This window comes from Stenotrophomonas sp. MYb238 (genome assembly GCF_009496535.1).
Classification (GTDB): Bacteria; Pseudomonadota; Gammaproteobacteria; order Xanthomonadales; family Xanthomonadaceae; genus Stenotrophomonas.
Window position 1 is genome coordinate 1 of record NZ_WIDL01000001.1, and the last position, 22,402, is coordinate 22,402.

A 22,402-nucleotide genomic window follows, 5' to 3' on the forward strand; every position below is an offset into this window, starting at 1 on the left:
CGGCCGTGACCCCATGGAAACCAAAGCCCATTACGTCCTGATCGGCGTCTTCACCCTCATCGTGTCGCTGGCCCTGCTCGCCTTCGGCCTGTGGGCGGCGAAGTACTCCTCCGACCGCACCTGGCAGGAATACAGGGTGGTGTTCGACGAGGCGGTGACCGGCCTGTCGGTCGGCAGCCCGGTGCAGTACAACGGCATCTCGGTCGGCTCGATCACCGACCTGTCGCTGGCGCCGGACGACCCGCGCAAGGTGATCGCCAAGCTGCGCCTGAACTCCACCACCCCGGTCAAGACCGATACCCGCGCCAAGCTGGCGATCACCAGCATCACCGGCCCGGCCATCATCCAGCTCAGCGGCGGCAGCCCGCAGGCGGCGGCGCTGACCGCGGTCAGCAAGGAACCGGTGCCCACCATCCAGACCTCGCCCTCGGCGCTGCAGAACATCACCGACGTGGCCAGCCGCGTTGTCGAGCGCATGGACCAGCTGCTCAGCGACCAGAACGTGGAGCGCATCTCCAACACCCTGGCCCACCTGGAGACCGTCAGCGGCGGCCTGGCCGACCGCGACCAGGGCACCCAGGCACTGCTGGTGGAGGCGCGCGACGCCGCGCGCAACCTCAATGCCACCCTCACCACCGCCAACGGCACCATCCGCCACCTGGACGAGACCGTCGTGCGCAAGCTGCCGGCCACGCTGGACAAGCTCGACGCCAGCCTGACCAAGCTCGACTCGGCCGCCGGCAACGCCAATGCGATCCTTGGCGAGAACCGCGCGGCCATCAACAGCTTCGCCAACGACGGCCTGGCCCAGCTCGGCCCGACCCTGACCGAACTGCGCGGCCTGATCCGCGACCTGCGCCGGGTCAGCGACCGCCTCGAGAACAACCCGGCACGCTACCTGCTCGGCCGCGATGCCCCGAAGGAGTTCGAACCGAAATGAAGCGCTCCCCGCCGATCCGCCTGCTCGCTCCCTTCTGCGTCCTGTTCCTGGCCGGCTGCTCGCTGCTGGCCAGCAGTGACCGCCATCCGATCACCATCTACGCGCCGCAGGCGCGCGCCTCCGCCGACCCGGCGTGGCCGCAGGTGGACTGGCAGCTGGCCGTGGCCAAGCCCGCCGCCTCGCGCCTGGTGGACAGCCCGCGCATCAACGTGCGGCCGACGCCCGGCGAGCTGGAGGTCTACCGCGGCGCCACCTGGTCGCAGCCGGCCACCGACATGCTCGAGGACGCCCTGCTGCGCGGCTTCGAGGATTCGGGCCGGATCGGTGCGGTGGCGCGCATCGCCACCGGCATCCGCTCGGACTACAAGCTCAGCATCGACCTGCGCCGCTTCGAATCGGACTACGCCGGCAACGAACGCCCGTCGGCCACGCTCGAACTCAGCGCCAAGCTGATTCACAGCCTCGACCAGCGCGTGGTGGCCTCGCGCACCTTCCTGGTCGCCGAACCGGCCGCCGGCACCGACCTGGGCAGCGTGACCGCCGCCTTCGAAACCGCGCTGGGCAGGACCACCACCGAGCTGATCGGCTGGACGCTGGCCTCCGGCCAGGCGGACTGGCAGGCCAACGCCGGGAAACGCTGAGACGGCGGTGCGGACGACACGGCCCGCACCACAGTACGCCGCTGACGACGCCACAAGCGCGTGGCGGCACGCGCTCAACCATCGCTGGCAGCCTGCCCTTCTGCGGCCGTCATGCGCGCATGCCACGCCGCATACGGCGTGTTCCTGGCCAGGTGGCGGTTGTAGTCCAGCGCGCCATCGTTCCACCACACCGGCCCGCGTTCGCCGAGCGCGCGTTTGGCCGCATCGACCGCCTCGCCGGCACGCGCCAGCGCCTGCCGGTCGCCCTGCCGGCGCGCGCGTCCGACGTCGCGGCGCGCGGCCATCAGCTGCCGCACCGCCGCCTGCCGCTGCGCCTCGGGCAGATGCGGATTGGTAGCGCGCCACAGGCGCCCGCGCACAACCAGGTAGCGGCCATCGGGTGTATGCAGGGGGAGATCGCTCATGCGCGGCGGCGGTGATCGGGAATGCCGCCACCCTGGCCGCCGCCGCGTGCACGCCGTGTCGTTGCCGCGCGCCGCGCGCGGCTTGCAGGTCAGTGCAGCGTCACCACGATCGGCTCGCCACGGGTGACGATCAGCGTGTGCTCGTACTGCGCCGAGCGGTTGCCGCGCGCGCCCAGCAGGGTCCAGCCGTCGTCGCCTTCCTCGACCTGGCGGCTGCGCGTGGACAGGAACGGCTCGATGGTGATGACCATGCCTTCGTGCAGCAGGCGCGTATCGTGCGGGTCGTAGTAGCCGGGGATGTGGTCCGGCTCCTCGTGCAGCGCGCGGCCGACGCCGTGGCTGCCCAGGTTCTCGATCACGCGGAAGCCGGAGTGGCGTGCGGTGCGTTCGATCGCCGCGCCGATCAGGTTGAGCGGCTGCCCGGCGCGCGCCACCTTCAGCGCGTTGGCCAGGGCGCTGCGCGCGGCATGGCACAGCCGCAGGTCGCGCGGCGCGGCCGCGGGCAGCACGCGCGTGCCGCCGGTATCGGCGAAGTAGCCATCCAGTTCGGCGGACACGTCCACGTTCACCACGTCGCCGGCCGCGAGCACGCGTGCGCCCGGCACGCCATGGGCGGCCTCCTCGTTGACGCTGATGCAGGTCGTGCCCGGGAAGCCGTAGACCAGGCGCGGCGCCGGCTGCGCGCCGTGCGCGGCGAGCAGGCGCTCGCCGATCAGATCGAGCTCGCCGGTGGTCATGCCCGGGCAGGCGGCGGCGAGCATTTCCTCGCGCACGCGTGCGACCAGCCGGCCGATGCGCTGCAGGCCGTCGATGTCCGACTGCGATCCGATGGTCATGGCGTTTTCCGTGCGGGTGGCCGGAAAGGCTAACAGCGTTGCGACCCATTCGATCAAGCCATTGATCTCAATAGGAAATTTCAGCCACAAACAGTGCGCCAGCAAACAATCCGATGCCAGACACCGCATGCGTGGCCAGGCTCTGCAGCCGCGCCGGCCACGGTCGCGGCGTATGCACGGCGGCGATGCCGGCAGCGCGTGAGGCGACCGGCCCGTGCGCCGCTCAGGCCGAAGCGCGCGCCGGCGGCGCCGGTTCCGGGCGGATCTCGCCCCAGGTGCGCCAGGCGTAGTACAGGCCGAACAGCAGCATCATCCCGCCCACCGCCATGAATAGCGGGGCGGCCACGGCGTTGGCATGCGCCGAACGGAACACCGCGAACGGCGCGCCGCCACCGAACGCCTGCATCGGCGAGGCTTGGGTGAAGAACATCGTCGCCAGCGCCAGGTTCAGCGCGACGCCGGCGCGGCGCAGCCACCAACGGCGGGCGCCCAGCACCAGGGTGATGGCTTCCTGCAGGGCCAGCACCAGCAGCAGCGCCATGGTCAACCCGCGCTGCCAGCTGCCGGCGAACGCGTCCGTCAGCGCAAGGCCGTCCACCGGCACCGCCGATGGCATGAGCAGGCGCGCGAAGGTCACCGGCGCGGCATACATGAAGACCGGGAACGCCAGCAGCGCCGCCAACGAGAAGGCCGACAGCGCGCGCGGCATCCAGTCCGGGCCATGGCCGGGCTTCCAGGCGAAGCGGCCGGGGCTGCGCCGGCGCAGCCAGCCGGCCAGCGCGAAGAACAGCAGCAGCGCGCCGAGCCACTGCAGGAGCGCGGCGTCCAGGCGGAAAGGCTCGGAGGTGACCTGCGCATGCACGGCGAACACCACCGCGCCGCCCACCGCCCAGATCAGGAAGTGATGGGTATCGGCGGCATCGATCAACGCCGGCCGGTCGTGGTAGCGCTGCGCGGCCTCGGACGGACGCCCGAACTCCCGCAGCAGCGCCATGGCCATGGCCTTGTCCGGCGCACGCCCGGCGGCCCGGGCGCGTGCGGCCAGTTCCTCGTCCAGCAGCGCGCGCAGTTCGAACGCCACATCGTTGCGGCGCGCGCGCGGCAGGCAGCCGGCGACGTCGCGCACATAGGATTCGACGACTTCATCCACGTTCATCAGCCGGTTCCTCGTCCAGAAAACCACCCATCACCCGGACCTGGTCGCGCCAGGCCTCGCCCAACAACACAAACGCGCGCTCGCCTTCGGCGCTCAGCCGGTAGTAGCGGCGCGGCGGCGCGCTGGTCGTGTCCCATTCGCTGGCCAGCAGCCCCTGCGATTCCAGCCGCCGCAGCAACGGGTACAGCGTGCCCTCCTCCACCGGCATGCCGCCGTCGGCCAGGGCCTGCTTGAGCGAATAGCCGTACTGCGGCACCTGCAGGCGCGAAAGCACCGCCAGCACAAGCACGCCACGCCGCAGTTCGGTCAGGCCGGCGTTGTCACGCTCTACCATGCGTCACCCACTACTGTTTCGTGCACAGTATGCGCAACGGACTACTGTGTCAAGCACAGTAATCCTATTCAGAACGCCCGGTGCCGGCTGACGGCCGGGCCTCCGGTTCTGGCGTCGATGGCGGCGACGGAACGCCATGCACGCCGGCGATGTCAGCAGCTCACAAGCCTGGACATCGGGCTGCGCAATCCCACCACCACGGCGTCGCAGTGACTACTAAACGGCCTAATCGGCGACTACTGGCCAACGCGTCCATGGACAGGCTTCGTGCTGCCCCCGACTTCACCGTGACTTCACTGCGATCCCATCAAGGCTCCGCGCACCGGGTCGATGCTCGCGGCTCACCCGCCATCCATGGAGTCCCGCCGTGAAAAGCCTCGCGATCCGCCCTGCCATCGCAACCGGCCTGCTGCTTCTCGTACCACTGGTCATGACCACGCTGGACCGCGCCAAGCCCGCCGGCGACGGCTGGCACTGGGGTCCGCTGGACTTCGTGGCGATGGGCGTGCTGCTGTTCGGCGCCGGGCTGGCATACGAATACTTCGCCGCCCGCCTTGGCAACAGGCGGCACCGGACGATCCTGGGCGTTGCCCTGATGTGCGCGGTACTGGCGATCTGGGTTGAACTGGCCGTGGGCGGCATCAGCCAGCTGGTCGGTCATGCGCTCGGCAGCGGGGCCGCCTGATCCGCGGGATCGACGCCGGATTCCAGTGTCCGGGGATCGGCCCGGAGGACACCCGACGCCGCGCGATGACGGACCAGCATCGCGTGGCGCCGGTCCATGCAATGCACAAGCTATGCGCCCGCCATCAGGGCCTGGCCAGGCGTTCCTCGGTGGCGGAAAACGCCGAGCTCTCGCCCTTGCGCGCTTCCGGCAGGCCGGTGGCGAAATACGCCACGCCGGTGCCGCTGGCCGGGTCGACCCACAAGCCCGACAACAGGCCGTACGCCGAACCGGAATGGCCGAAGCGCGCCACGCCGTCACCGAACGGATCGTCGCGGCACCCCTTCACCGGCGTGGCCAGGGTCTGCATCGCCAGTCCGTAACGGCAGAAGAAGCCGTCGCCGCCCTGCCCGCTGTCGTCCTCCTCCGAGGTCATGCCGTCGCCGGGCGCGTAGGTCCACTGCGGCCGCGCCAGTTCGCGCACGGATTCGGCGCGCAGCAGGCGCACGCCATCCACTTCGCCCTCGCCCAGCAGCAGCCGCCCGATCTTCGCCAGGCCGTTGGCGGAAATGCGCAGGCCGCCCTGCGGCGCGAACAGCGCGCCGTTGTCGCCGGCGCGCCAGCGGCCGAGATCGCAACTGCCGTCGGCGGCGGGCACCACCGGGCAATCGGGGCGACGGCCGCGGTTGTCGTCGCGCACCGGCTGATGGGCCTCGTCGTACAGCACCACCGCGCGCGCCACGGTGGCGTCGTCGCAGCTGTCCCAGTTGAAGCAGGCGGCGATGCCGAGCGGCTTGAGCACCAGGCGCTGCATCAGCCGGTCGAAACGCTCGCCGCTGGCCTTCTCCATCACCGAGGCGACGAGCGGGAAATCGATGTTGGCGTAGCGGAAGAACGTGCCCGGCGCATGCGCCTTGTCCCAGGCGTGCGGGTCGTCCAGCACCACGCTCAACTGCCCGCCCAGCGGCACCGCGTAGTAACCGGCGGCGTCGGTGAGCCCGGCGCGGTGCGACAACAGCAGGCGCAGGGTGATCAGCGTGTCGGGGAACTGCGGATGGCGCAGCGGCCAGCCGAGCCAGCGCGACACGTCCGTATCCAGGTCCAGCTGCCCGGCCTCGACCATGCGCATCACGCCCAGCGCGGTGACCATCTTGGAGATCGAGGCGATGCGCACCGGATCGTCGGCACTGAGCGCGCGCGCGGCGGCGATGTCGGCCATGCCGTGCGCTTCAGTGGCAGTGATGCCGCCGCGGTCGAACTCCACCCGTACCGTCGCCACCGGCTCGGCCGCCTGCAGGCTTCCCGCGACCAGGCACATCCCCAGCAGATATCCGACGCGCATTCCCGTTCCCCGCGATTGGCGAAGAACGACCATAGGCAAGAACGGCGGCGGCGTCGAGTGCGCAACGGTCCTCGCGGGTACAGCCGGGCCGAGGCCGGTCAGGTCAGCGCGGAGGTGGATTCGTAGGGGAGCGGGCGCAGGCCCAAGGCGACGATCGCCGGCGCGGCGGCGTCGAGCACCTCCTGTTCGCCATCGATCACCAGCAGGATGTTGCCGGCCTGGATCTCGTCGTCGAACGTCTGCCGCACCGGATCGGGCACGGTCGCACCGAGCAGTGCCGATCCCAGGCTGCCGACCATCGCGCCAGCCAATCCGACCGCCGCGGCACCGGCCAGGGTGATGCCCAGCGGCGGCACCGCGACGGCGACCAGGCCGGCCAGCAACCCGGTCGCGGCGCCATAGCCGGCGCCACGGCCGACCGCTCCCATCAAATCGGTATCGGCCATCTTGCGCTTGTCGGGGATCGCATGCTTCTCGATGTCGGACCGCGCGACCAGCAGGATGTCGTCGTTCTCCACGCCGGCCTGGCGTGCTGCCGCCATCGCCTGCTCGGCCAACGGCAGACCGCTCGCACTGAATACATGGCGTTTCTTCATGGCCGTCAACTCCTTGCACGATCACGGGTACAGGGGCGGATATTCCAGGCGGATATGCCCACAGCGGCAGTCAATGGCCGCGATCAGCGACCGGAATGCTTGCTGTCTTTTCCGTCCGCATCGGCATCTTCCCTGTCCAGCATGCGCTGGTCGTGCACGTCCTTCTGGTGGCTGGGCTCGGTACGCGTTGCCTGACGCGCCGGGTTGGTCCTGCGCTGGTCCTCGACGCCGGGACGCGGCTGCTGCTGCACCTGGTCTGTCTTCTGCCGGCTTTGATTGCTGGTCATCGCACACCTCCTACGTCGTGTCTATCGCATGACCACTTTGTATCGGCGTCGATTAGGACCGCGTGCCGAGGCGTGATGCGCCCGGGCACAAACGTGACCGCATCCACAACGGGACGCCGCTCAGCCTTCCAGTGCGAGAAACGCCCTCATCCGCGCCAGCTCCGCCTCCAGCGCGATGCCGAAGGCGGCATCCTTCGGCGGCCGGCCGACGACATACCGCAACTGCGCGTCCATTACCCCCGCCGTGACCGACAGGTTGCCCCATCCGATCACGTGCTCGCGCCACAGCAACGGCAACGCGTAATAGCCCAGCCTGCGTTTCGGCGCTGGCGTATAAGCCTCGAAGCGATAGGTCCAGCCCCACAGCAGTTCGAAGCGACGGCGGTCCCACACCACCGGGTCGAACGGCGTGAGCAGGCGCACCTGTTCGTCGGCTTGCCAACGGCGGCTCTCCGCGCGTTCACCGTCGGGCCACAGCCATTCCACCCCATCCACGCGCGCGCACTGCAGGCGTTGCCGCGCGCGCAGCAGCGCCGGCTTGCAGGCATCGCGCCATTGCGGGACGCCGTTGCCGAGGTAGCCGACCAGTTGCCGGAGGCTGGCGGCCGGCAGCGGCGCGTACTTACCCGCGATCAGGTCGATCAACGCGTCCAGCCGCGCTTCGACTTCATGCGCCCGCACCGGCGCGGCGTCCTCGCGCACGGTATACACGCGGGTGCCGCCTTCGCGCCGCGCCACCCGCAGCAGGCCGCGGTAGTGCATGCCGTCGAGCAGCTGGGTGCTGGCATTGGACGAGCCGCCGAACCAGTTGGTGGCCTTGCCATGGGCGAAGTGCGCCTCGACCTCGCGCGGATGCACCACGCCGCGGCCGGCAATGAAATCGCGCACCGCATGCGCCTGCTTCCAGCGCGCCGGCGTCCATGCCACGCGCGCCTGCCGCGGATGCATCAACGCCTGGTGCATGCGCGGCAGGAAGCCGTAGTTGACGAAGAAATCCTCTTCCAGCGGCAGGCGCGGATAGCCCCGCTCCAGTTCGCCGGCGCGGTAGTCCCTGACCCGATGGCGCAGCGTCAGGTCCTGCGCCCGCGCCGGCGCACGGATGGGATCGGCCTGCACGAAACCAAGCTTCTCGATCGCCCGCATCAGCGTGGTCGGCTTGAACAGCGAACGGGCGACGGCGTAACGGCGGAGCTGGTCGAGGGTGGGTGGCATGGGCGCATGATGCCAGTTGCTGGAGCGCTGGAGCGCCTCAGGTGGTGCGCGCACCCTGGCGATCCAGTATCACCGAGATGGCATGGGTACACCGCCAGCATGGTGGCTCAGCGATGGGCGCGATCGCGCAGCTCCCTCTCCACGATCGCTTCGACCAGCGCGCGTTCTTCCGCCGTCAGCGGGCGGTCTTCGGCCAACAGGGGGACCACCCCGTCCTTCGTGTTCTGCCCGTGGTCGTACTGGGCTGCCAACGCCTCCAACACGATGGACAACTCGGGCGACAGTTCCGGCGCGTCGCCGCCGTCGCGCCTGTTTTTCTCCAGCGCGGACAGGAGAGTGGCCAGCATCTTCTGCGTGGCTCCCTTGTCGCCGGTGCCCTGGCCGCCGTTCGCATGTTCGTTCAAGGAACGCTGGTAATACCCGGCCAGCAGGTGCTCCAGCCTGTCCGTACCCGCCTGGCTGCCTCCGGCACTGCCCTCGCGGAGCACCGGATCGTCACGTTCCATCACCATGTCGACGATGGCCTGCTCGTCCGCCGACAGAGGGCGCGATGGCGCCTGCCGCGGTTGGCTCAGCACCTGAGCTTCATTGATCGTGTTTTTCAACGCCTTCCAGCCGAACCAGCCAAGCCCCAGCAACGCGGCCACTCCCAGCACGACCAGCAGCAGCAATACCGCGAACAGGATCAGTAGCGGCTTCCACCATGAATTCCTTGCCGCGGGAGGCGGGGCATGTGTGTTCATACGCAGCCCCCACTCCGTGCCAGTGCAAAAACGGGTGCGATGCCATGCGTTCCATACCCCTGATCAGTGCGCGGAGCATACCAGTCGGGGGCTGACGGACGATGGCGAAATGGCTGCTTTACAGGCAGGCAGTTCTTGTACTATCGGCTCCGAGAAGGACGCCATATGCAGACAGGGAGTTCCGCTATGCGTGCGAACCACTCCAAGAGTGCGCTCGTCTACCGGCAGGTCCGGCGAGCGCTGCGATCGGGCCTGTACCTGCCCGGACAACGGATCGACCCGGGCACCCTGGCCGCGGAATTCAATACCAGCCCCACGCCTGTCCGTTCCGCCCTCTATCGCCTGGTTGGCGAGGGACTGATCGACGACCACGCGCGCAACGGACTGCATGTTCCCCTGTTCACCGAAGTCGCCCTGCGCGACCTCTATGACTGGATGGAACGGCTGCTGCTGGCGGCGTGCGACCTGTGCGACGGCCAGGGCGTGCCGGTCCACACTGACAGCGATGCCGCACCTGGCGATGACGGCGAAGTGGTCAAGCGGACCTGGAAACTGTTCGATGCGATCGCCGATGCGACTGCGTACCGCCCGTTGCATCAGGCGGTCAGGCAGGCCAACGACAGACTGGCACCGGTGCGGTGGGCCAAGCGTGCGTTGATCGCCCATGCCGACGACGAACTGGCCGGGCTCGGCGGATATTGGCGGGAGCGGAACATCCCGGCGCTGAAAGCCGCCCTGCGCGAGTACCACGCGCGCCGCAAGCTGTTGGTGCCACGGATCGTGGCCCTGCTTGTCGACCACCGTGACCAGCACCCGTAGCCAACCTGTATTCCTCTATCGAACGTCGAAACGCGATTGCCGGGACGTATCGGTCCGAAGGCAGCAGCGCTGCACATTCGCGCACCCTGCCTCTCACTCCATGACGACCTGCGCGCCTTCCGGATAATCATCGTTTAGCAACGCAATAATCATTTGAAAATAAATTTTCCCGCCTCCTACGCTGCGTGCGTCATGGAAACCGCCATGACGCAACCGCAGGAGAGGCAAAGATGGACAGCAACGACAACAACCGCGCCAGCGCGGACGACGTGATCGTGCTTGGCGTCGCCAGCGTGGAGACGAAGGGCTCCGATCTCGGCTTTGAGCCAGTAGGAAAGATTCCGACTCCCGGAATCTCCGAAGAGTGAGGCACAGAGGCGCACCGAAAGGTGCGCCTCTTTCCACAAGGGGATATCCGCCATGCCTCTCCAACTGCGTGACGATCTTTCGTACTGCAGCGTCGACGATCAATTGATATTTCTCGACATCGGCAAGGATCGCTATTTCCGGCTTGCAGAAACGATGGAACGACGTTTCAAGTCCCACCAGCGCGGCCAAAGTACAGATAACGACATCAGAGAACTGATCAATGCCGGCCTGATCGTCGGGAACCCATCACCCAAGCCGCTCCTGCCACAGCCGACGCTGGCCTACCCAGAGCGCAGTGCCATGGAGCTTTCATCCATGGCAAGGCCAGCCACCATTCCTGATCTCATCGGCGCGCTGTGGGCCGTTGGCAACACACATATGCAACTGAAGACGCGGCGCCTGTCAACCATTCTTTCAGGGCTGAGCGCGTACCGCCTACGCAGGACATACCGTGTCGAAACCCAACAATCCGAGGCCACGGAAACTCCCATTACCGGGGCTACAGCTGCCTTCCTGCGAGCCCGCCCATACGTTCCCATCGAGACCTGCTGCCTGATCGACTCGATATCGCTTATCCGCTTCCTGGCCAATCGTGGCTATGCCGCGCATCTTGTCTTCGCGGTGACCGCCGTGCCTTTCACAGCCCATTGCTGGGCACAGGCAGGCGCGCTGGTGCTGAACGACACCGTCGGGAACGCCCATGCCCATACACCTATCAGGATAGTGTGATGAGCACCGACTACTTTGCCATCGTCGATGGTCCAGATGGCTTGGACGCCAATTTCGTTGCGCAAACGGAAGCGATTCTTCGCCCTCTCGGCATACGACGCCATGACGTTCACCCAACATCGGCACTGTTCATGACCCATAACACGCCATCGCTTTCGATACAGGGAATGGGCACGATTCTCGGCCACGTCTTTTCCCAAACGGGCCGTGCCATCGTTGCAGCCAGTCAGTTCCCGCGCCTCCAGAGCCCAGCCCAGTTCCGCCAGCATCTCATCAGGCATTGCTGGGGACCGTATCTCCTTTTCCAGCCAGCCGATGGAGAGGAAGGCCTGACCGTGATGCGAGAGCCTTCCCCTTCCGGCGACATGCCCTGCTTTTATTCGATTGAAAAAGGAAGGGGCTTCATAACCTCTGATATCTCTTTGGCAGAGCTACTCGGCCTCTACCGCCGTAGGATCGACTGGGACGCCATCCACCACCGCCTGTCGTTCCCCCAGGTCAAAAGCGCACGCACCACGTTAGCCTGTATCCGGGAGTTGTTGCCTGGTTGTACGTTGCACCAAAAAGGAGACAACACCTCCGTCCGGTCAGCTTGGTCTCCTTGGGATTTCGTTGCAACTGATCAGCGACATGTCGACCCGCAAGAGGCCGCAAGGGATATTCGTACTGCAGTCATGTCCTCAGTACAGGCATTGGCAAGCAACGATAAATCCCTCCTGCTCGAACTCTCTGGCGGTCTCGACTCATCCATAGTGGGTGCGTGTCTTCCGGGTTCAGCGGCACGGGTTGCCTGCACCTCTCTGACTACGGAGGTTCCGGGCGCCGATGAACACCGATACGCGACGCAAATCGCGGACCAGCTTGGGGTCAAACTCCACGCCGAAATACTTCATCTGGAGGACGCACTGTTCGACTTTCCCATACATCCCAGGTGCCTCGTACCCAGGATAGGGGTTCTACAGAATGCAGTGGACGAGATCATGCTGGCCGCAGCAGGCCGCCATGGCGTCCATAGCTTCTTCTCCGGAGGCGGCGGCGATACGGTCTTCTGTTCGTTGGATACCGCCGCTCCGGCTGCAGACGCATTTCGCGAATGCGGGATCAGAGGAGGGTTCGGCGCCGTCCGGAATCTGGCTGCACTACATCAATGTACGCTCTGGAAAGCAGCGCGGCTGGCCCTTCGAAAACTGCGAACTCCATCCGGCATATCGCGGCTACCAGATGGCTCCTTCCTGGAAGGACGCCTCGCCACACCCCTTTGCGAGGCTCACCCCTGGGACGCCACGCCTCCCGACTCGATGGCAGGGGATCGCGAACGGATCCGGGGACTGGCCACCTGCCAGGCGTATCGGGACAGCTTGGCACGCGGAACGCAAAAACCGATGCGGATGCCGCTGCTGTCCCAGCCTGTAGTAGAAGCCTGCCTGCGCACGCCTACCTGGATGTGGATATCGGAAGGTCGAAATCGTGCCGTGGCACGGGCGGCATTCGCAGATCTACTTCCTCCCGACATCCGCAATCGCCGTAGCAAGGGAACCTTCATGAGCTACCTGGGCGCCGTTTACCAACGTAACAGGAACCGGATACGTGAATTCCTACTGGAGGGACGGTTGCAGGAACGTGGCCTACTGGATGCCGAGGCTCTGGACAGCTTCCTGCGCCGGGACCTGCCAGAGCGCGGTCATCCGTTCATGCGCGTTTTCGACATCTGCATGGTCGAGAATTGGGTACGGCACCAACGCTAATTTCCGTCATCGCCTCCATCGTGCACCGCGGTCACTGGCAAAGCGGCCCTCATTGCCTGCCAATGCGCGTACTGCTGGCGCTTCACCGGGTTTGGATCCTCCTCATTGAGCAGCCAATAGCGGAACCAATCGAGATTGCGCTCATACACCGCCAGCTTGTGACGGGGTTGGAATTTCTGATGAGGTTCATTCGGGAATACATACATGTCCGCCCGACCCTCACGCATAAGCGGCACAGCGTAGTCCAGAGAATGGATGTATTCCTGCTCCGGCAACTGCATCAGGATCGGTGCGCGGATACGGTCCAGATTGAACAGTGGCGAGAATCGCCGCCACCGCTCCGGCGTCTCCTCCAGCGCGCCAAGCTGCCATCCCATCCGCAGGCGCGTGTAGAACGCCTCGCCAAAGTTGCTGAGCAGGAGGTAATACATTGGTGATAGTCCCAATGAACTCACCGAGGCCGCGGCCAGCACCTGCGAGTGCATCGCGGTCCACATGGTGATCTCGGCGCCAAAGCTCAATCCGCCCATGCCTACCCGGCCGGCATCGACCTCCCCTTGCGCCGCCAGCAGTGCGACCACACTTTCGACGGCGGAACGCGCCTGTTCATACTGCTCCACGCCATCTTCCCTGGATGGAGCAAGGTTGATGCATAGCGCTGCGATGCCATGACCCGCAAGCGATGCAAACGGCAGTTCCTCGCCAAGCCCCCCACGTACAAAACCTTTGCACCAGTAGTAGCTGACGAACAGCGGCGGCAACCCCGGACCCGCATTCCGTGCCGGGTAGAACTGGCCCGTGAACCGTCTGCCATCCGCGTCGGTCCAGCGCAGCAATCGGACACCGACGTCAGCCATGTCGTGCGCCAATGCCGGATTGGGGTCGAATAGAACCCGGCGCCCGCCCGTCTCGATGTCGATCCTCTCCAAGCGTGGTGGACGATCCGCTTCGGCGACCACACAGGCCAGCAGCCTGGCCGTGGCAGCGCAATCACTGGACAACAGTCGCACCCCACCATTCAACAAGCCACGACTGCTTATCACGGGTTGGACCACGCCGGTTTTGACGTTCCATCGGTGAATGGACTGCGCATGCCCCTCATCGGGATACTCCACGGTGAACAACACCTCGTCGGTCCGTGGTCGCCACTGGACCGCCACGATGGTCTTTCCGGTACATGCCTCCGCCGTGCAACGGATCGGCACGCGCACGTTCCTCCGCGGAAACACCATCAGCTCCGTGTCCGGCCGGTCGCGCAGGCCGTTGCGTTCGCCCACGCGGGTGATCAGGGCAACACGGATGCCGAATGGTTCCTGCGAAAACGCGCTGACGTCACTTGGTTCATCGACGAGATCCGCATTGGTTGGCAGTCCCGGCAAAGCACCCGACATGTCCAGGTCGCGCCTGGCGCCTGTCGCCAGATCCAATGCCTTCCAGCGGTCAGGCACATCGGCCAGCAGAGGATGGCGGATGACCTCATTGTCGCGCAGGCGTTGTGTCGCAAGGCGACCATCCACGAAGCCGGATCGGAAAAGCCCTTGTCCCAACGGGACGGTGCGATCGATGCGAATGCCCCGGTCGTATTCAGCTTGCTCGGCTGCGATGATGTCACCGCGTTCGGCACCGATGCTGTAGCGAAGCTCACGTCCATCCTCGCCCAGTACGAATGCGCGGATGTCGGCCGGCTCCAGTGTCAGTGGCGCGGCGCCCGAGCCATCCGTCGCTGCGCGCCATATGTCGACCTTTCCCTCCAGCAGGGCGCGATAGTAGATCCAGCGACCATCCGGCGACCACGTCGCCTGTGCCGGAATCGACAACCCGGTCTGCTCCCGTTGCGGAGTTCCTCCGTCGGCCAGCCGCAATGGGGGCATGCCAGTCTCCATGTCCTGCACATACCAGATCGAATCGTAGGTATTGCGCTCCACCGAAACCTGCTCGATTCGATATGCGACACGCCTGCCATCGGGCGATATCGAGATACCGCCAAAGTCAGCCACTTCCAGGAGCCGGCGCGGCGCGATTGCCTCTGCAGGGCCAATACCCGCCCATGAAACAAATACCGCAGCTGCCAACATGAGAAATGCCCGCTTTCCGGGTATCCACACTCCATGCGCGCCTTTCATCACCAGTGCCTCGACATGGAGACATTGAAGAACCGGCCTATCGCCGAGTAATTCGTCGCGTCGTATGGCGGTACGAGATAGGGAGTGAGGACAGAGGTTTCATGCTGAGGCGGCGGACGGTTGAAGACATTCTGCACGGACAGCGCCACCGTCCAGCCGTGCAGCGCCCTGCTCTTCCCGGTTGGCGCATAGCGCAGCGTGGTATCCACGGTGGTGAACGATGTTGTGGTCTCACCCGCTGCCACGTTCTCCACGCCCTGCTTGTACTCGGCAAAGACGGAAGCAGAGAAACCTCCTCGCGCCCAGACCGCTCCTCCCCTGCCCACCAGCTTCGGCGGATTGTGGATCGTGCCAGCCAGATCGAAGGCAGCCGCAGTCGCCTGCTGGCTGCTGCGCAACCAGCTGGACGAACCCCGCAGCGTGAGCTGTCCGCTCCCAAGGTCGATCACGTAGGAGCCGGACAGATCGACGCCCCGGATCCGCTGACTGGCGACGTTCGTGTAGTACGCATGCACCATCGCCACGACGTTGTCCGGATCGTACGGCACACGGATGTAGTTCAGGAATGCGCCCCCCGCCATCGCCGATGCTTGTTGCTCAGCGGTAGGCGCATAGGTGACGAATTCGGCGAATGCAGGGTTGCTCAACGCCTGCGTGGAAGGCGTGACTGGTGCCACCACCCTATCGGTGTAGTCAATATCGAACCAGGTCAGCTCGGCTTCCAGGCCAGGTACCGCACTGGGATGCACCGCCAAGGAGGCGCTCCAAGTGCGAGCGCGCTCGGGCTCGAGATTGGGGTTGCCGCCATCAATGAGCAGCGCTGTGGCACCCGGCGGGTAGCCTTTGCCACCGTAGGCCGTGACATAGTTGAACGCCGTGGCCCGTTGCCGGTTGAGCTGGTACAGCGTGGGTGCCTTGAATGACCGGCCCCACGACGCCCTGAGTGTGAGGTCGGTCCCAGGGCTGTAGACCACACCCAGCTTGGGGGTGAGCACGCCGCCAAAGCTGTCGTAATCCTCGTAACGTGCTGCTGCCGTCATTGCCAGCCGCCTGCCGGTGCCGGTTGTCGAGGTCTCTCCCAGCAACGGCAGGTGCAGTTCGGCATAGGCGAAGCGAGTGGCTTCGTCCCCCTGGATCACCGCAGCATCGGTGATCTTGTTGTATTCCCGAAACTCGTTTTCCCTGCGCCCCACCCCCACTGCTGCCCGCGCGTCACCGGCGGGCAGCGCGAACAGGGGCCCTTCGATGCCGGCCTCGTAACTGCGGCCCTCATTGCAGTAGCACAGCCGCGTCTGCAACAACAACGCGCCCGACGTTGCGTGCTCGATCGATTGCATATGATCCAGCCGGCTTTCCGAACGGGTAGCTGCCAGCGACAACGTCCATTCGTTCGGGAGAAAGATATCCAGTCGAGGCGACAGCAATGTCGTCGTAGCATCGGGCGTGGCGTGGATGTAGACATTGCTGAGGTTGTCCTGCGCGCCATAGCTCTGGTCGCGCTTGGTACGGAGTGCATCGAGATGCAGTTCCGCCGCATTGCCCAGGGCCTGGGACAGGCTGACCAGACCGCTGCGCAGCCCACTGCCTGGATACAAGGTGTAGGGGTCGCGCAGGAGCCGGGTGTAAGCGCGCTGCCGCGCATGGATGGGATCCGCCGTCACGTCCTTGTAGGTGACGATCAGTCCGCCACTGGACCAGACATGTCCCGCCGTGAGGCTGTAGTCCCGGGTGGCCAGACCTCCATCGGTTGCCGCTCCGTAGCTGGCCCCCAGCGTGACGCCCTCGAAATCCCTTCTGAGGATGACGTTACCCACGCCTCCTACCGCATCGGATCCATAGATGGCCGATGCGCCATCGGGGACGATTTCGATGCGCTCCACGGCGTCCACCGGGATTGCGCTGATGTCGACCGCTTGCGAGATACCGTCGTAGGCCATGCGGCGTCCATTGAGCAGCGTCAGCGTCGCATCCGCTCCCAGCCCGCGCAGATTCAACGCCGAGCCACCGCTGAGGTTCGTATTCTGGGTACCCGCACCCGAGATCGTGAACGGGATGACGCCTGGGTTCTGCCCTCCTGCGAAGTTCTGCGGCACGCTGCGGATGACTTCGCCGAGGTCGGAAAATCCCTCCTGCCGGATCTGCTCGCTGCCGATGGCGATCACCGGCGACGGCGTCGAGCCGCCGCGGATGCGGGTGCCGGTGACGGTCACCGTTTCGAGTTCGGTGGCGGTCGCTTCCGGTCGCGATGCCGGCTTCGATGGCGCGGAAGCGGCGGTGCTTCCCTGCCCTGCCCCGTCCTGCCGTTCCGCGTCCGCGCGGGCCGCGTCCGGTGCGTGTTCCCGGGCCAGGACGATGCCTGCATTGCCGGAAAGCGTGGCGAACAGGGCGATGGAAATGGCGTTGCGTAAAGCGCTGGTCTTCATGCTGCGTCCTCTGGTTTCCATGGTCGGTACTCGGTCTTGCGGCCCGTCATGGACGAGGCGCCGGGCACACGGGAACCGAACGCGGGCGACAGCGCTCCATGGCAACGGAGCCCTTCGGCCGTGCTGGCGATTCCCTGTGGTGTTTCCGAAGCCCTGTCCGGGCGCGGCCTGTGCGATACCCCGGCGCCGCCGCCCTGTCGTGCCGCTCTCGCGCTCCCCCTGACGGGCTGGAGCTTATGCACGCGATGCGTTCAACAATTAACCCGGTGCGCACACTACGTTTAACGTAGTATCGGTGTCAAGCGCCCTTCCGGAAGCTTCTGTCCACCGAAGCCCGGGACGTGTACGGCCTTGTCAGAGAAAAAAGAGCTCCCCGTCTACAGCGTGCGTCTGCGCGAAGCGCGGGAGACCTATGGCATTTCGCAGCGCAATCTCGGCATCAAGGCCGGGCTGGACGATTTCGTCGCCAGCACCCGCGTCAACCGCTATGAAACCGGCGTGCACCAGCCCGACCTGCAGACCCTGCAGCGCATCGCCGATGTCCTCGACCTGCCGGTGGCCTACTTCTTCGCCGAGGACGACGAACTGGCGGAAATGATCCGGAACTTCCGGCGTAGCAAGCAGGGCAAAAGCTGATCACCGACACGACGGCGCGTAGTTTTCCTACAACCGTCTGCGGCAGATCACCACATGGATTGGCGGAGTTCTCCTGACCGATGCCTTTCCTGTCGTGTACAGACCCGGTCCAGCCCATCGCGCCCGACGCCGCCCTGCGCGCTACCCTGTCGCCCCCGCATCGCCCGCGCATTCCCCGTCCTTCCGTCCATGACCGCTCCTTCCCACCGCGTCCAGGGCCTCGCCAACGACGAAGTGCCCGCCGACTGGCCCACCATCAGCGGGCGCGAGATCGCATGGCTGCGCGGACGCTTCCCGCAGTTGGAAGGCGCGGACGCCGCGCTGTGGCACAGCCCGCGGCCGCTGTCGGCGGCGGCCATCGTCGAGGGCGCGAGGAAGCGCCTGTTCGTCAAGCGCCATCATCACAGCGTGCGCGACGCCGCCACGCTGGGCGAGGAGCACCGCTTCATCGCGCACCTGGCCGCTGCCGGTGTGCCGGTGGTGCAGGTGCTGCGCGATCGCGATGGCGCCACGGCGGTCGAGCACGATGGCTGGACCTACGAACTGCACACGCTCGGCATCGGCGAGGATCTGTACCGCGACGCGGCGTCATGGACGCCGCTGACCGACGTCGCCCAGGCGCGCGATGCCGGGCGCATGCTCGCGCGCCTGCACCAGGCCGCCGCCAGCTATCACGCGCCGCAGCGCGGCACCCTCCTGCTGGTGGCGCGCGATGACCTGATCCGCAGCCACGATCCCATCGCCGTACTCAAGGCCGACCTTGGCAACCGCCCCGGCCTCGCCCGCTACCTGGCGCGCATTCCGTGGGAGGAACAACTGCGCCACACCGTGCTGCCGTGGCACACGGGCCTACCCGACCGCCTGCAGGCCGAGCCTCAGCTGTGGGCGCATAACGACTGGCACGTTTCCAACCTGCTCTGGCGGGGCGACACGGTGAGCACCGTGCTCGACTTCGGCCTGGCCTCGCCCACCAGCGCGCTGTTCGACCTGGCCACCGCCATCGAACGCAACGCGGTCGCCTGGCTGGAACTGGAACGCGGCGCGCAGGCCGTGCGCATCGACATCGCGCTGGCCCTGCTCGACGGCTACCGGCAGGTACTGCCGCTGTCGCCCGCGCGCATGCACCTGCTGGCCGACCTGCTGCCGGTGGTACACCTGGATTTCGCACTGTCCGAAGTGGAGTACTTCGAAGGCGTCACCGGCTCCACCGCCAACGCGGACGTGGCCTGGCAACCATTCCTGCTCGGCCATGCACAGTGGTTCCGCAGCGCCGAAGGCCAGGCACTACTGGCCGCGCTGCACGCCGCCGCCTGAATCCGTCGACAAGCCAAAGCACGGCATTTGTGGTTCAATGCGCCCCTGAAGCGGGGGTGCCTGGGCTTGTCCAGGCTGAGAGAGTCCCTTGGAACCTGATCCGGTTTGCACCGGCGTAGGGAGCTTTGAGCAGCAGGCACACCGCCTTCGTGGCCGGTCGCGCGTGCGCGCCTTCGCTTCGTCTCCCCCCACGGCTGATGACGAAACGAATGAACCGCTGCCACCGAATCCCGCTGTTGACCGCCGCGCTGGGCGCGGCCCTGCCGCTGCACGCCAGCCCCTTGGACACCGCCGCCGACCGCTCGCCCACCGAGCTGTCCACCGTGCGCGTGCAGGCCAGGCAGCCCGGCGCCAAGGACACCCAGTCCAACAGCTTCGGCAGCGGCGACTGGAAGAACACCCCGGCCTCGATCAGCGTGCTGGACCGCGACCTGCTCGACCAGCGCGTCGTGCGCAGCCTGTCCGAACTGGCCACGAACGACGCCTCGCTGGGCGACAGCTACGCGCCGGTGGGTTACTACCAGAACATCGCCATCCGCGGCTTCGCGCTGGACACCGCCACCGGCTACCGCTTCAACGGCCTGACTATCGCCGGCGAGCAGCGCCTGGCGCTGGAGAACGTGCAGCAGGTGGAAATCCTCAAGGGCGAAGCCGGCCTCGCCGCCGGCGTGATCGCCCCGGGCGGCGTCATCAACTACGTCGGCAAGCGCCCGGCCGAAGTGCGCACCGTCACCCTTGGCACCGACGCGGAAGGTTCACGCTATGCCGCCATCGATGTCGGCCACTGGCTGACGCCGCGCCTCGGCGTGCGCTTCAACGCCGCGTGGGACGACAGCAACTCGTACATCGACCATGCCGACGGCCGCCGCAACTTCTACGCGCTGGCCACCGACTGGCTGATCGGCGAGCGCGGCAAGCTGGAAGTGGACGCCAACTACCAGACCAGCGCGCAGCGCTCGGCCTCGGGCTACCAGCTGCTGGGCGCCACCGTGCTGCCGCGCAACGTGGACCGCAAGCAGATGCTCGGCTACCAGCACTGGCAGAAGCCGGTCGGCATCGGCAGTACCAACCTCACCGCGCTGCACACCTACGATTTCAGCCCGGCGTGGCAGTCGCGCGTGTCGGCCAGCCACAGCCGCTCGGTGATCGACGACAACGTCGCCTTCGCCTACGGCTGCTACTACGCGGCCGGCTGCGCCGACGGCAGCGTGCCGGGCAACTACTTCGCGCCCAACGGCGACTACGACATCTACGACTACCGCAGCCCGGACGACACCCGCCGCAACCGGCAGCTGCGCGCCGAGCTGCGCGGCCGCTTCGCCACCGGCACGGTCGAGCACCAGCTCATGGTCGGCGCGGACTACTTCCGCCGCACCGTGGACAAGCGCCGCAACGTCAACGAATACGTCGGCACCGCCAACATCCACGACCGCGAAGTGCCGCAGTTCGATCCCTCGCCACTGCAGCCCGGCCCGTCGGTGCGCCGCCTGGACAGCCGCCAGAAGGCACTGTTCGTGCTCGACCGCATGAGCTTCGCCGACGACTGGCAATGGCTGGCCGGCGGCCGCTTCGTGCGCCTGGACGAGCGCGCCTGGGACAAGCGCGGCAACCTTGAGCGCGAGAGCCGCGTGTCGCACTTCCTGCCGCAGACCGCGCTGATCTGGAGCGCCAACGCGCAGCTCAACCTGTACGCCAGCTACGTGCGCGGCATCGCACTCGGCCAGGAGGCGCCGTTCTGGACCAGCAACGAAGGCAACTTCCTGCCGTCGGTGCTGTCGCGCCAGGTCGAGGTCGGCGCCAAATACGCACCGTCCGATGCGCTGACGTTGGGCGCAGCGCTGTTCCGCATCAGCCGGCCGTTCCAGTACGCCAAGCCGGACGACAGCGACTACGGCTACACCTTCGTACAGCAAGGCCAGCAGACCCACACCGGCCTGGAACTGAGCGCACGCGGGCGCGTAAGCGACAACCTGCAGCTCACCGCCAGCGCCAGCGTGCTGCAGGCGCGCGCGCGCAACACCGGCACGCCGGCCTACGAAGGCCACCCGCTGATCAACGTGCCGACCACCCGCGCCAGCGTGCATGCCGACTACGCGTTGCCGCTCGTCGCCGGGCTGGGCCTCACCGGTGGCTGGCGCTACGCCTCCTCCAACGTCGCCACCGCCGACGGCCGCGTGCGTGCGCCCGGCTACAACGTGGTGGACGCCGGCCTGCGCTTCCGGCATGAACTTCGGGGGCATGCGCTGGACTGGAACCTGTCGGTGGACAACCTGTTCAACCGCTTCTACTGGCGCGACACTGGCAGCAGCTCCGGCGACTACTACCTGTTCCCCGGTGCGCCGCGCCAGGCACGGCTGACGGTCACCGTCGCGCTATGAACCCGGCGATCCTGGAATGGTCGGCCGTCATCGCCAGCGCCCTGGGCGTCTGGCTGATGGCGCAGCGGCGCATGCTCGCCTGGCCGGTGGGGCTGCTCTCCGTCGGCCTGTACGCGCTGGTGTTCTTCGAGGCGCGGCTGTATTCGGACATGCTGCTGCAGGGCGCCTTCGCCGCATTCCTCGCTTACGGCTGGGCCAACTGGCACCGCCAGGACAAGCCCGACGGCCGCGTCGCCATCGTGCCGCTGGCGACCGACGCCGGCGCGCGCGACCTGGCCATGGGCGTGGCCTTCGGCCTCGCCCTGGGCGCGGCCATGCACACCTGGACCGACGCCGCCCTGCCCTGGCTGGACGCCCTGCTCGCCGCGCTCAGCCTGGTGGCGCAGTGGTGGCAGGCGCGCCGCCACGCCGCCGCGTGGTGGCTGTGGATCGTGGTGGACGTGGTCTACGTGGGCATGTACGCGGTCAAATCGCTGCACGCCACCGCAGCGCTGTACCTGGTGTTCGTGGCGCTGGCGGTTGTGGGCCTGCGCACGTGGAAGAAGGCGGCGCGGCAGGAGGGAAAGCACGGCGCTTCGCATCCGTGAGCTGACGGCTCCGCGTGGTTTTTCGTATCGGAATCGTAAAGAAACCAGCCTGCGCGTTACCCACCTATTGCCTGCAAAACAACCGGTTACAAGGCGCCCTATC

The 22,402-nt window shown here is 66.7% G+C and carries 23 protein-coding genes and 1 riboswitch; of the genes, 11 read left to right on the forward strand and 12 right to left on the reverse strand.

The window, feature by feature from the left end:
• Positions 1 to 13: 13 nt before the first annotated feature.
• Positions 14 to 940, forward strand: a complete 927-nt coding sequence (locus CQ393_RS00005; protein WP_153189581.1) for an MlaD family protein — start codon at positions 14 to 16, stop codon at positions 938 to 940.
• Entirely contained in the window at positions 937 to 1,581 is a 645-nt protein-coding gene (locus CQ393_RS00010; RefSeq protein WP_153189582.1) for an ABC-type transport auxiliary lipoprotein family protein, read from the forward strand. Before CQ393_RS00005 ends, CQ393_RS00010 begins: the two co-directional genes overlap by 4 nt.
• A gap of 74 nt (positions 1,582 to 1,655) precedes the next feature.
• Here the strand turns inward: CQ393_RS00010 and CQ393_RS00015 are convergent, their stop codons facing one another.
• The 5 genes from CQ393_RS00015 to CQ393_RS00035 all read right to left on the reverse strand — a co-directional run bounded on the left by CQ393_RS00015 (position 1,656) and on the right by CQ393_RS00035 (position 4,332).
• On the reverse strand, positions 1,656 to 2,006 hold the full coding sequence (locus CQ393_RS00015; RefSeq protein WP_153189583.1) for a hypothetical protein: 351 nt from the start codon (positions 2,004 to 2,006) through the stop codon (positions 1,656 to 1,658).
• Between the two features lie 89 nt (positions 2,007 to 2,095).
• Positions 2,096 to 2,842 (reverse strand): type I methionyl aminopeptidase, encoded by a 747-nt coding sequence (gene map, locus CQ393_RS00020; protein ID WP_153189584.1) that lies wholly within the window; start codon positions 2,840 to 2,842, stop codon positions 2,096 to 2,098.
• 67 nt (positions 2,843 to 2,909) lie between these two features.
• Positions 2,910 to 3,029 (reverse strand): hypothetical protein, encoded by a 120-nt coding sequence (locus tag CQ393_RS00025; RefSeq protein WP_343199444.1) that lies wholly within the window; start codon positions 3,027 to 3,029, stop codon positions 2,910 to 2,912.
• Between the two features lie 36 nt (positions 3,030 to 3,065).
• On the reverse strand, positions 3,066 to 3,998 hold the full coding sequence (locus tag CQ393_RS00030) for a hypothetical protein (RefSeq protein WP_153189585.1): 933 nt from the start codon (positions 3,996 to 3,998) through the stop codon (positions 3,066 to 3,068).
• A complete protein-coding gene (locus tag CQ393_RS00035) occupies positions 3,985 to 4,332 on the reverse strand; it encodes a PadR family transcriptional regulator (protein ID WP_153189586.1) in 348 nt (115 codons plus the stop codon). The genes CQ393_RS00030 and CQ393_RS00035 overlap by 14 nt, the downstream gene beginning before the upstream one ends.
• 367 nt (positions 4,333 to 4,699) lie before the next feature.
• Here CQ393_RS00035 and CQ393_RS00040 point away from each other — a divergent pair, with 367 nt between their 5' ends.
• Positions 4,700 to 5,017 carry a hypothetical protein gene (locus CQ393_RS00040; RefSeq protein ID WP_153189587.1) on the forward strand — a complete coding sequence of 106 codons (318 nt, stop codon included), beginning with the start codon at positions 4,700 to 4,702 and terminating at the stop codon, positions 5,015 to 5,017.
• Between the two features lie 124 nt (positions 5,018 to 5,141).
• Here CQ393_RS00040 and CQ393_RS00045 read toward each other — a convergent pair whose 3' ends face one another.
• The 5 genes from CQ393_RS00045 to CQ393_RS00065 form a co-directional block, all read right to left on the reverse strand.
• Positions 5,142 to 6,338 carry a serine hydrolase domain-containing protein gene (locus tag CQ393_RS00045; RefSeq protein ID WP_228114201.1) on the reverse strand — a complete coding sequence of 399 codons (1,197 nt, stop codon included), beginning with the start codon at positions 6,336 to 6,338 and terminating at the stop codon, positions 5,142 to 5,144.
• A gap of 98 nt (positions 6,339 to 6,436) precedes the next feature.
• A complete protein-coding gene (locus tag CQ393_RS00050; protein WP_153189588.1) occupies positions 6,437 to 6,934 on the reverse strand; it encodes a hypothetical protein in 498 nt (165 codons plus the stop codon).
• An 83-nt stretch (positions 6,935 to 7,017) separates the two neighbouring features.
• Entirely contained in the window at positions 7,018 to 7,221 is a 204-nt protein-coding gene (locus CQ393_RS00055; protein ID WP_153189589.1) for a hypothetical protein, read from the reverse strand.
• Between the two features lie 120 nt (positions 7,222 to 7,341).
• Positions 7,342 to 8,433 carry a crosslink repair DNA glycosylase YcaQ family protein gene (locus tag CQ393_RS00060; protein ID WP_153189590.1) on the reverse strand — a complete coding sequence of 364 codons (1,092 nt, stop codon included), beginning with the start codon at positions 8,431 to 8,433 and terminating at the stop codon, positions 7,342 to 7,344.
• Positions 8,434 to 8,540: 107 nt separating this feature from the next.
• The gene (locus CQ393_RS00065; RefSeq protein WP_153189591.1) at positions 8,541 to 9,176 is read right to left on the reverse strand and encodes a hypothetical protein; all 636 of its coding nucleotides are present in this window, start codon (positions 9,174 to 9,176) and stop codon (positions 8,541 to 8,543) included.
• Positions 9,177 to 9,362: 186 nt separating this feature from the next.
• On the opposite strand from CQ393_RS00065, the gene CQ393_RS00070 reads away from it, so the two are divergent.
• The 4 genes from CQ393_RS00070 to CQ393_RS00085 all read left to right on the forward strand — a co-directional run bounded on the left by CQ393_RS00070 (position 9,363) and on the right by CQ393_RS00085 (position 12,838).
• Entirely contained in the window at positions 9,363 to 9,995 is a 633-nt protein-coding gene (locus tag CQ393_RS00070; RefSeq protein ID WP_153189592.1) for a GntR family transcriptional regulator, read from the forward strand.
• Positions 9,996 to 10,225: 230 nt separating this feature from the next.
• On the forward strand, positions 10,226 to 10,363 hold the full coding sequence (locus tag CQ393_RS00075) for a benenodin family lasso peptide (protein ID WP_153189593.1): 138 nt from the start codon (positions 10,226 to 10,228) through the stop codon (positions 10,361 to 10,363).
• Positions 10,364 to 10,415: 52 nt separating this feature from the next.
• A complete protein-coding gene (locus tag CQ393_RS00080) occupies positions 10,416 to 11,093 on the forward strand; it encodes a lasso peptide biosynthesis B2 protein (protein ID WP_153189594.1) in 678 nt (225 codons plus the stop codon).
• Positions 11,093 to 12,838 carry an asparagine synthase-related protein gene (locus CQ393_RS00085; protein WP_153189595.1) on the forward strand — a complete coding sequence of 582 codons (1,746 nt, stop codon included), beginning with the start codon at positions 11,093 to 11,095 and terminating at the stop codon, positions 12,836 to 12,838. Before CQ393_RS00080 ends, CQ393_RS00085 begins: the two co-directional genes overlap by 1 nt.
• On the opposite strand, the gene CQ393_RS00090 is transcribed toward CQ393_RS00085, so the two are convergent.
• Positions 12,835 to 14,961 carry an Atxe2 family lasso peptide isopeptidase gene (locus tag CQ393_RS00090; RefSeq protein ID WP_153189596.1) on the reverse strand — a complete coding sequence of 709 codons (2,127 nt, stop codon included), beginning with the start codon at positions 14,959 to 14,961 and terminating at the stop codon, positions 12,835 to 12,837. The genes CQ393_RS00085 and CQ393_RS00090 overlap by 4 nt on opposite strands.
• Complete coding sequence (locus CQ393_RS00095) at positions 14,961 to 17,384, reverse strand: TonB-dependent receptor (RefSeq protein WP_153189597.1); 2,424 nt, start codon at positions 17,382 to 17,384, stop codon at positions 14,961 to 14,963. The genes CQ393_RS00090 and CQ393_RS00095 overlap by 1 nt, the downstream gene beginning before the upstream one ends.
• 351 nt (positions 17,385 to 17,735) lie before the next feature.
• Here CQ393_RS00095 and CQ393_RS00100 point away from each other — a divergent pair, with 351 nt between their 5' ends.
• The 4 genes from CQ393_RS00100 (at position 17,736) to pnuC (ending at position 22,299) form a co-directional block, all read left to right on the forward strand.
• A complete protein-coding gene (locus CQ393_RS00100) occupies positions 17,736 to 18,020 on the forward strand; it encodes a helix-turn-helix transcriptional regulator (RefSeq protein WP_153189598.1) in 285 nt (94 codons plus the stop codon).
• A gap of 189 nt (positions 18,021 to 18,209) precedes the next feature.
• Positions 18,210 to 19,334, forward strand: a complete 1,125-nt coding sequence (locus CQ393_RS00105; RefSeq protein ID WP_153189599.1) for a phosphotransferase — start codon at positions 18,210 to 18,212, stop codon at positions 19,332 to 19,334.
• A gap of 42 nt (positions 19,335 to 19,376) precedes the next feature.
• Positions 19,377 to 19,473, forward strand: a riboswitch (TPP riboswitch).
• Positions 19,474 to 19,543: 70 nt separating this feature from the next.
• Positions 19,544 to 21,712, forward strand: coding sequence for a TonB-dependent siderophore receptor (locus CQ393_RS00110; RefSeq protein ID WP_153189600.1), 2,169 nt, complete (start codon positions 19,544 to 19,546; stop codon positions 21,710 to 21,712).
• Positions 21,709 to 22,299, forward strand: coding sequence for a nicotinamide riboside transporter PnuC (gene pnuC / locus CQ393_RS00115; protein WP_153189601.1), 591 nt, complete (start codon positions 21,709 to 21,711; stop codon positions 22,297 to 22,299). The genes CQ393_RS00110 and pnuC overlap by 4 nt, the downstream gene beginning before the upstream one ends.
• Positions 22,300 to 22,402: the final 103 nt, after the last annotated feature.

Excerpts from the sequence above, each read along its gene's own strand:
- CQ393_RS00005 (WP_153189581.1), top strand. The coding sequence starts at position 14 with ATGGAAACCAAAGCCCATTACGTCCTGATCGGCGTCTTCACCCTCATC.
- CQ393_RS00010 (WP_153189582.1), top strand. The coding sequence starts at position 937 with ATGAAGCGCTCCCCGCCGATCCGCCTGCTCGCTCCCTTCTGCGTCCTG.
- CQ393_RS00015 (WP_153189583.1), bottom strand. The coding sequence starts at position 2,006 with ATGAGCGATCTCCCCCTGCATACACCCGATGGCCGCTACCTGGTTGTG.
- map (WP_153189584.1), bottom strand. The coding sequence starts at position 2,842 with ATGACCATCGGATCGCAGTCGGACATCGACGGCCTGCAGCGCATCGGC.
- CQ393_RS00030 (WP_153189585.1), bottom strand. The coding sequence starts at position 3,998 with ATGAACGTGGATGAAGTCGTCGAATCCTATGTGCGCGACGTCGCCGGC.
- CQ393_RS00035 (WP_153189586.1), bottom strand. The coding sequence starts at position 4,332 with ATGGTAGAGCGTGACAACGCCGGCCTGACCGAACTGCGGCGTGGCGTG.
- CQ393_RS00045 (WP_228114201.1), bottom strand. The coding sequence starts at position 6,338 with ATGCGCGTCGGATATCTGCTGGGGATGTGCCTGGTCGCGGGAAGCCTG.
- CQ393_RS00050 (WP_153189588.1), bottom strand. The coding sequence starts at position 6,934 with ATGAAGAAACGCCATGTATTCAGTGCGAGCGGTCTGCCGTTGGCCGAG.
- CQ393_RS00055 (WP_153189589.1), bottom strand. The coding sequence starts at position 7,221 with ATGACCAGCAATCAAAGCCGGCAGAAGACAGACCAGGTGCAGCAGCAG.
- CQ393_RS00060 (WP_153189590.1), bottom strand. The coding sequence starts at position 8,433 with ATGCCACCCACCCTCGACCAGCTCCGCCGTTACGCCGTCGCCCGTTCG.
- CQ393_RS00065 (WP_153189591.1), bottom strand. The coding sequence starts at position 9,176 with ATGAACACACATGCCCCGCCTCCCGCGGCAAGGAATTCATGGTGGAAG.
- CQ393_RS00070 (WP_153189592.1), top strand. The coding sequence starts at position 9,363 with ATGCGTGCGAACCACTCCAAGAGTGCGCTCGTCTACCGGCAGGTCCGG.
- CQ393_RS00075 (WP_153189593.1), top strand. The coding sequence starts at position 10,226 with ATGGACAGCAACGACAACAACCGCGCCAGCGCGGACGACGTGATCGTG.
- CQ393_RS00080 (WP_153189594.1), top strand. The coding sequence starts at position 10,416 with ATGCCTCTCCAACTGCGTGACGATCTTTCGTACTGCAGCGTCGACGAT.
- CQ393_RS00085 (WP_153189595.1), top strand. The coding sequence starts at position 11,093 with ATGAGCACCGACTACTTTGCCATCGTCGATGGTCCAGATGGCTTGGAC.
- CQ393_RS00090 (WP_153189596.1), bottom strand. The coding sequence starts at position 14,961 with ATGAAAGGCGCGCATGGAGTGTGGATACCCGGAAAGCGGGCATTTCTC.
- CQ393_RS00095 (WP_153189597.1), bottom strand. The coding sequence starts at position 17,384 with ATGAAGACCAGCGCTTTACGCAACGCCATTTCCATCGCCCTGTTCGCC.
- CQ393_RS00105 (WP_153189599.1), top strand. The coding sequence starts at position 18,210 with ATGACCGCTCCTTCCCACCGCGTCCAGGGCCTCGCCAACGACGAAGTG.
- CQ393_RS00110 (WP_153189600.1), top strand. The coding sequence starts at position 19,544 with ATGAACCGCTGCCACCGAATCCCGCTGTTGACCGCCGCGCTGGGCGCG.
- pnuC (WP_153189601.1), top strand. The coding sequence starts at position 21,709 with ATGAACCCGGCGATCCTGGAATGGTCGGCCGTCATCGCCAGCGCCCTG.